Origin of the sequence: Phenylobacterium sp., assembly GCF_024508875.1 — a bacterium.
Lineage (GTDB): Bacteria > Pseudomonadota > Alphaproteobacteria > Caulobacterales > Caulobacteraceae > Phenylobacterium.
On record NZ_JANINU010000200.1, the window covers coordinates 1 to 4,226 of the forward strand.

General features: G+C 68.6%; 3 protein-coding genes. All 3 read right to left on the reverse strand.

Features of this window, described 5'->3' with window-relative positions:
* Positions 1-997 (reverse strand): UDP-3-O-(3-hydroxymyristoyl)glucosamine N-acyltransferase (lpxD, locus tag Q0L11_RS14935; RefSeq protein ID WP_296598258.1); only part of this gene is annotated, 997 nt, incomplete at its 3' end.
* 37 nt (positions 998-1,034) lie between these two features.
* Positions 1,035-1,715, reverse strand: a complete 681-nt coding sequence (locus Q0L11_RS14940) for an OmpH family outer membrane protein (RefSeq protein ID WP_296598259.1) — start codon at positions 1,713-1,715, stop codon at positions 1,035-1,037.
* A gap of 5 nt (positions 1,716-1,720) precedes the next feature.
* Positions 1,721-4,159, reverse strand: coding sequence for an outer membrane protein assembly factor BamA (gene bamA, locus Q0L11_RS14945; RefSeq protein WP_296598260.1), 2,439 nt, complete (start codon positions 4,157-4,159; stop codon positions 1,721-1,723).
* Positions 4,160-4,226 lie beyond the last annotated feature (67 nt).

Sequence of the window (4,226 nt, forward strand, 5' to 3'; positions counted from 1 at the left end):
TGCGGTTCGCCATGCGGGCGAGCCACGCGGTCTCCTTCAGCCAATGGCGGATCGGCCGTGCGGGCATGCCGCCCCAGGTCTCACCCGCCGGAATATCCTTCATGACGCCCGCGGCCGCGCCCACGCGCGCGCCGACCCCGATGGTCACATGGTCGGCCACCCCGGCCCGGCCGCCGAACTGGGCGCCGTCGCCGATCGTGACGCTGCCCGAGATGCCAGTGTGCGCGGCCATCACGCAGTTGCGCCCCACGCGAACGTTGTGGGCGATCTGCACAAGGTTGTCGATCTTGGTGTTCTCGCCGATGACCGTGTCGTCGAAGGCGCCCCGGTCGATGGTGGAATTCGCGCCGATCGAGACGCCGTCCTGGATAATCACGCGGCCGAGCTGGGGGATGTCGATCAGGCCCTTGGGGCCGGCGGTGGCGCCGAAGCCCGGCTCGCCAATCCGCGCGCCCGCCAGGATCTTCACCCGGTCGCCGACCAGGGCGAAGCCGATGGTGACGTTCGGGGCGATGTCGCAATCCCGGCCGATGGCGACGCCCGGTCCGATCACCGTGTTGGCGCCGATGCGCGTGCCCCGGCCGATCTGCGCGCCCGGTCCGACCACCACGCCCGGACCCAGCACGACGCCCTGCTCCAGGCTCGCGTCGGACGCGACAGCCTGGGACGCGCCGGGGCGCGGCCGATGGAGGCGCTGGGCCGCCAGGGCGTAGGCGCCCTGCGGGTTGGCGACCGTCAGCACCGCGCAGCCGTCCGGCGCGAGGGCCTCAAGCCCCGAGGGCAGGAAGCAGGCGCCGGCGTGCGCGTGGGCAAGCGCGGGGCCGTACTTGCGGTCGCTCAGGAAGGTGACCGTGTCGGGGGCGGCGTGGGCCAGCACCGCGACACGGCTGATCAGACGCCCGGCCGCGCCCTCGTCGACGAGGCTCGCGCCCGTGAGGGTCGCGAGCTCGCCGAGGCGGACGGGCCCCAGGTCTTCGAAGAAGCGCGGGTCGGGCATGAATCGCCTTTTAGGCGGACTCGTCCCGCCCGTCGTCCTACTTGCGCGGCGCGGCGGGCGCCGCGGCGGCCGGAGCCGGCGCGGCCGGACGCGCCTGCTGGTCGAGACGTTCGCGGTCGAAGGCGAACTGGGTGATCTTGGCGTTCAGCGCCGTGACGACCGCCGGGGTGATGTCCGCCGCCGGATTGCCCAGGATGATCGAGTTGCGGTTGATCAGGATCGAGCACTGCTTCTGCTGATAGGCCTGCCGGATCAGCGGCTCCATCTCGACGCCGACGCGGTTGATCGCCTTCTGCTCGGTCGCCTGGATCTCCTGGTCGCGGAGCTGGGCCTTGCGCTGCAGGGCGTTGCCGCGGACCTGAAGGGCGGCGGCGCGCTGCTCGAAGGTGTTCTGGTCCAGCGTGGCGCGCTGGCCGTCCAGGGCCTTGGCGTCGTTGTCGAGCGCGGTCTTCTCGGCGTTCAGCTCGGCGTTCACCTGGGCCACCAGTTGCTGGAGGCGGGTGTTGACGTACTTGCCGACGGTCGAGGCGCCGATGGCGTTCTCCACCGAGACGATGCACAGGCCGGGGACCGGCGGGCCATGCGTCACCGCCGGAGCGGCGGCCGCAGCAGCCGGAGCCGGCGCGGCGGCGGCCGGCTGCTGGGCGAAGGCCGGGGCCGCGCCCGAGAGCGCGAGAGCCAGGGCGCTACCCGCCACGGCGAAGGTCTTGAAGGTCATTTTTCCTAGAACCTGGTTGAAGTGGAGAACCGGAAGGTTTCTTCCTTGTCGTAGTCTTCCTTGGCCAAAACGCGGCTGAAGTCGAAGCGGATGGGACCCATCGGCGACTTCCAGAAGATGCTGACGCCCGCCGAAGCCCGCAGGGACAGGTCGTCGCGGATACAGGTGTTCCGCGCGCCCGGCGTCGCGTAGTTCGGCACCGTCTGGGTCGGGTCGGTCGGGCTCGGGATCGTCGGCTGCAGGCAGTCCACGTCGCCGACCTGATAGACCTTGTCCTGCTTGTCGAGCTTGCCCAGCGTCCCGAAGTCGGTGAACAGCGCCGCCTTGATCCCGTACTGCTCGGGCAGGAACGTCGGCACCGTCAGCTCGACCGTGCCGATGGCGTACATCTTGCCGCCCAGGGCGTCGGCGCGCTGAAGCGAGGTGTCGCGCGGGCCGATGCCGGCGGTCTCGAAGCCGCGGAAGTTCAGGCCGCCCTTGTAGTAGCGGTCGTTGATCCGGACGTTGTCGCCCGCCCAGCCCACCACGTAGCCGGCCGAGCCGGTCAGCGAGAGGATGAAGTCCTTGTTGAACCCGTGGAACCAGCCGCTCTCGATGTCGGTCTTCACGAAGTTCACATCGCCGCCCAGGCCGGCAATGTCCTGGTTGAAGTCGACGTACCAGCCGCGGGTCGGGTTCAGGTAGTCGTTCCGGCGGTCGAGGCGCGCGCCGTAGCCGACCAGCGAGGTCAGGAAGGTGCCGACCTGGTCGCAGAACGCCCGCGACACGATCGCCCCCGAGGTGGGGTCGCAATAGAACGAGTCGATGTCGATCTCGTCCTGGCGCAGGGTGTAGCGCACGGCCCCGCGGCTATCGATGCTGAGCGGGAAGTTGGCGCGCAGCGTGATGCCGTAGGTGGTGGTCTTGTAGGCCGAGAAGTCCGACAGATCGTAGCGGTAGCCGTAGAGGTCGATGCCGGCGGCCACGTCGCGGCCCATGAAGCGCGGCTCGGTGAAGCCGAAGTCGAGCTGCTGGCGCAGCGAGCCGACCGAGACGCGGGCGCGGACGTCCTGGCCCCGGCCGCGGAAGTTGCGCTGGGTCACGCCCAGGTCCAGCACGAGCTGGTCCACCGACGAATAGCCGGCGCTGAACGACAGTTCGCCCGTGGGCTGCTCCTCGACCTTCACCTGCAGGTTGGTGCGGTCGGGCGCCGAGCCGGGCGTCTCGGTGATGTCGACGTCCTTGAAGAAGCCGAGCGCGCGGATCTGGCGCTTCGAGCGGTCGACCAGGGCGCGGTTATAGGCGTCGCCCTCGACCACGCTCATCTCGCGGCGGATCACGTAGTCGAGCGTCTGGCTGTTGCCGACCACGTCGATGCGGTCGACGTAGACGCGCGGGCCTTCACGCACCTGGAAGGTGACGTCGACCGTCCCCTTTTCGCGGTTGGGCGTGTAGCGCGGGCGCACGTCGACGAAGGCGAAGCCTGCGGCGCCGGCGGCGAAGGTCAGGGCGTCGGTCGAGGTCTCGATGGCCTCGTCCTGGTACTCCTGGCCGCTGCGGATCGGCACCAGGGCGGTCAGGACTTCCTTGTCCAGCTTCTGCAGCTCGGTCTCGACGGCGATCTTGCCGAACTTGTACCGGGGGCCTTCGTCGACGTTGTAGGTGACAACGAAGCCGTTCTTGTCGGGCGCCAGCTCGGCTACCGCCGACGTGACCCGGAAATCATAGTAGCCGCGGTTGCGGTAGTGCTTGCGGAGCTGCTCCTTGTCGTACTCGAGCCGGTCGGGGTCGTAGTTGGCCTGGCTGGACGAGAAGAACTTGTACCAGCGGCTCTCCTCGGTCACGACCACGTCGCGCAGGTCGTTGTCGCTGAAGGCCTTGTTGCCCAGGAAGTTGACCGAGAGGATGCCGCTCTTGGGGCCCTCGTTGATCTTGAAGATCAGGTCGACGCGCTTCTGGGGCAGTTCGATGATCTGCGGCGTCACCTCCGCGGAGATCCGGCCCGAGCGGCGGTAGAGCTCGACGATGCGCTGCACGTCGCCCTGGACCTTGGAGCGGGTGAAGATGCCGCGCGGGCGCACCGTCACTTCGTCGCGCAGCTTGTCTTCCTTGAGGCCTTTGTTCCCCTCGAAGATCACGCGGTTGATGATCGGGTTCTCGACCACGGTGACGATCAGGTCGCCGTTCTGGAAATCGACCTTCACGTCAGAGAACAGGTCGGTGCGGAACAGCGCCTTGATGGCGAGGTCGAGCTTGGCCGCGTCCACCGGTTCGCCGGGCGCGACGGGCAGATAGGACACCACGGTCGACTGCTCGATCCGTTCGTTGCCCTGGACGAGGATGCGCTGGACGACGCCGCCCTGGATCTGGGCGGACGCCATGCCGGGCGCGACAAGAGCGGTCGACCCCAACAGCAGGGCAAGACCGGAGGCAAGCGCGGCGCGGGAGGCGCGGGTTCTGAGCATCGAATCAGCCGTTTGAGGGACGAACGGGCCTAGGAGAATAGGCCGCCGAACAGATTGAACACACGCA